Source organism: Johannesbaptistia floridana, from assembly GCF_057440575.1.
Window position 1 is genome coordinate 1 of record NZ_JALKVM010000168.1, and the last position, 2,454, is coordinate 2,454.

The following is a 2,454-nucleotide window of genomic DNA, read 5'->3' on the forward strand; positions in this document are numbered from 1 at the left end:
AGGAAACGGGAGCTTGTACCCTTAGATTGGGCTGGAACCCAAAATAATCTGGGAACAGCTTACAGAAACAGAATCAAAGGAGACCGGGGTGAGAATCTAGAATCTGCGATTAAATCCTATCAAAACGCCCTATTAGAAAGGAAACGGGAGCTTGTACCCTTAGATTGGGCTGGAACCCAAAATAATCTGGGAACAGCTTACAGCCAGAGAATCAAAGGAGACCCAGGTGAGAATCTAGAATCTGCCATTGAATCTTATGAAAACGCCCTATTAGAATGGAAACGGGAGCTTGTACCCTTAGATTGGGCAACCACCCAAAATAATTTGGGACTTGCTTACAAAGACAGAATCAAAGGAGACCGGGGTGAGAATCTAGAATCTGCGATTAAATCCTATCAAAACGCCCTATTAGAATTTAAACGGGAGCTTGTACCCTTAGATTGTTTAAAAACGCGCTGTAACCTAGGCAACCTTTACTACAAAGAAAAACAATGGCACCAAGCCATTGAAAATTATGCCATCGCCATTGAAATTATTGAAGATAGTCGCCTACAATCAATGGATGAACAACGCCGTCAACAGATTATCGCTGAAAATATCATTGTTTATGAAAATATCATTCAATCCTTAGTGCAAATCAAAGACATTAACAAAGCCCTTGAATATGTAGAAAGTTCTCGCAGTCGTCGTTTAGCTGATATTATGAATACCAAAGATACCCACCCAGATGGTGAAATTCCTCAAAGGGTGAAACTCTGGTCACAAAGACAGCAAATCAACCAACGCCTCAATAATTTAATTACTGACCGCCCTCACCTAGATAACCCCCAAGATAAATCCCTAGAGAATAATCATGATTCTAGAGAATTAGCATTAAATACCAAACGCCAACAAATCAAAGCTCGTTTTCAAGCTAAAAACGCTGAAATCGCTAAATTAGAAACACAATTAACTGAAATTGACCGTCGAATTCGTGCCATTGACTCCCGTTTTGCCGAACAAATTCAACCTCCCCGCCTAGATATTCAGACACTTCAAGCCTTAGTGCCAGATAATCACAGTGGGATTGTGAGTTTCTTCACCACCCAAGAAGATACCCATATATTTATCGTCAAGAAAACTGGGGATATTCAAATATTAACTTGTCAAGGGCAAGGAATTGAAAAATTAACCACATATCTTCGGGATAATTGGTTATTACCCTACTTAGAATTTATACAACAAGATAAACGAGACTGGCTAAATAATATGAATACAGTCATGGAAAATCTTGCCCAAAGATTGCAAATAGACAAATTAGTCAAAGAATATTTAGGAGAAGAGATTAAACAACTAATTTTAGTACCTCATCTAGACCTACATATTATACCCTTGGGCATTCTGCCTCTCAAATCTCTAGAGTCAGGAGAATTAACCCTAGGGGATAAATATATCCTTCGCACCCTACCTAGTTGCTTAATCTTAAAATTCTGTAGTGAATATGCACCTGTTGTCACCAAGAAAACCGCCATTGTAGAAAATGCCACTGACGACTTATTCTTTACCCTTTATGAATGCCATAAAGTCAAAGAAATCTATCAACAATCACGAAAAATCAAGGAATTAACAGGCAGTCAACAAGTCACCCTAAAAAAATACCTTCATCTTTTAGAAAAAGAACAAATTAACCACCTACACACCTCCCACCACGCCTCCTCTAGACTCGATAATTCAGATTATTCTGCTTTAAAACTAGGAGATGGAGAAATAAAATTGGTAGATTTACTGTTTATGCGATTACCGGAATTATATTTAGTTTTCCTCTCCTGTTGTGAAACGGCATTAGGCAGTAATTTACAAGCCCATAATGATGAAGTTTTAACCATAGCGGGGGGATTTTTAACAGCAGGGGCAAGAATAGTAATATCTACCCTGTGGGCAGTGAACGAATTATCCACGGCTTTCTTTTCGATATTTTTCTATGAAGAGTTAGAGCGAGAAATCCCACCAGTTGCTGTGAAAAAAGCCCAAGAAAGATTACGCAAGTTAACAGGAAAAGAACTAGAAAAATATGTACCAGAAATAATTGAAGTTCTGCCAGTTAAGTTAAGAAAAAATATAGAACAATTGGAGGATTTAGAGGATGAATTAGCTGATGAGAAAAAAAGAAAAAAAGAACAGTTAAAAAAATATCAAGAGAATTCTCCTGAGAAATCAAAATTAATTGAGGAGATAGAAAAACTTGAAGAAAGAATAGGTAAGAAACGAAATCTGCGTTTAAAATTGACAGGAAAACTAGAAAAGATTAAATCAAATTTAGATAAATTATCTAGGCAAGATTATCCTTTTTGTCATCCTTATCATTGGGCAGGTTTTGTTTGTCAGGGAATTGAAAAGACCCCTCTATCTTAGGGAGCTCCGGGAGAGGGGGAGCAGGGAGCAGGGAGCAGGGAGCAGGGAGCAGGGAGCAGGGAG

General features: G+C 38.1%; 1 protein-coding gene. It reads left to right on the forward strand.

From position 1 onward, the window contains the following. The coding region (locus tag MW688_RS11320; RefSeq protein ID WP_486736084.1) for a CHAT domain-containing protein at positions 1-2,391 on the forward strand (2,391 nt) is incomplete at its 5' end. Between the last annotated feature and the right edge of the window lie 63 nt (positions 2,392-2,454).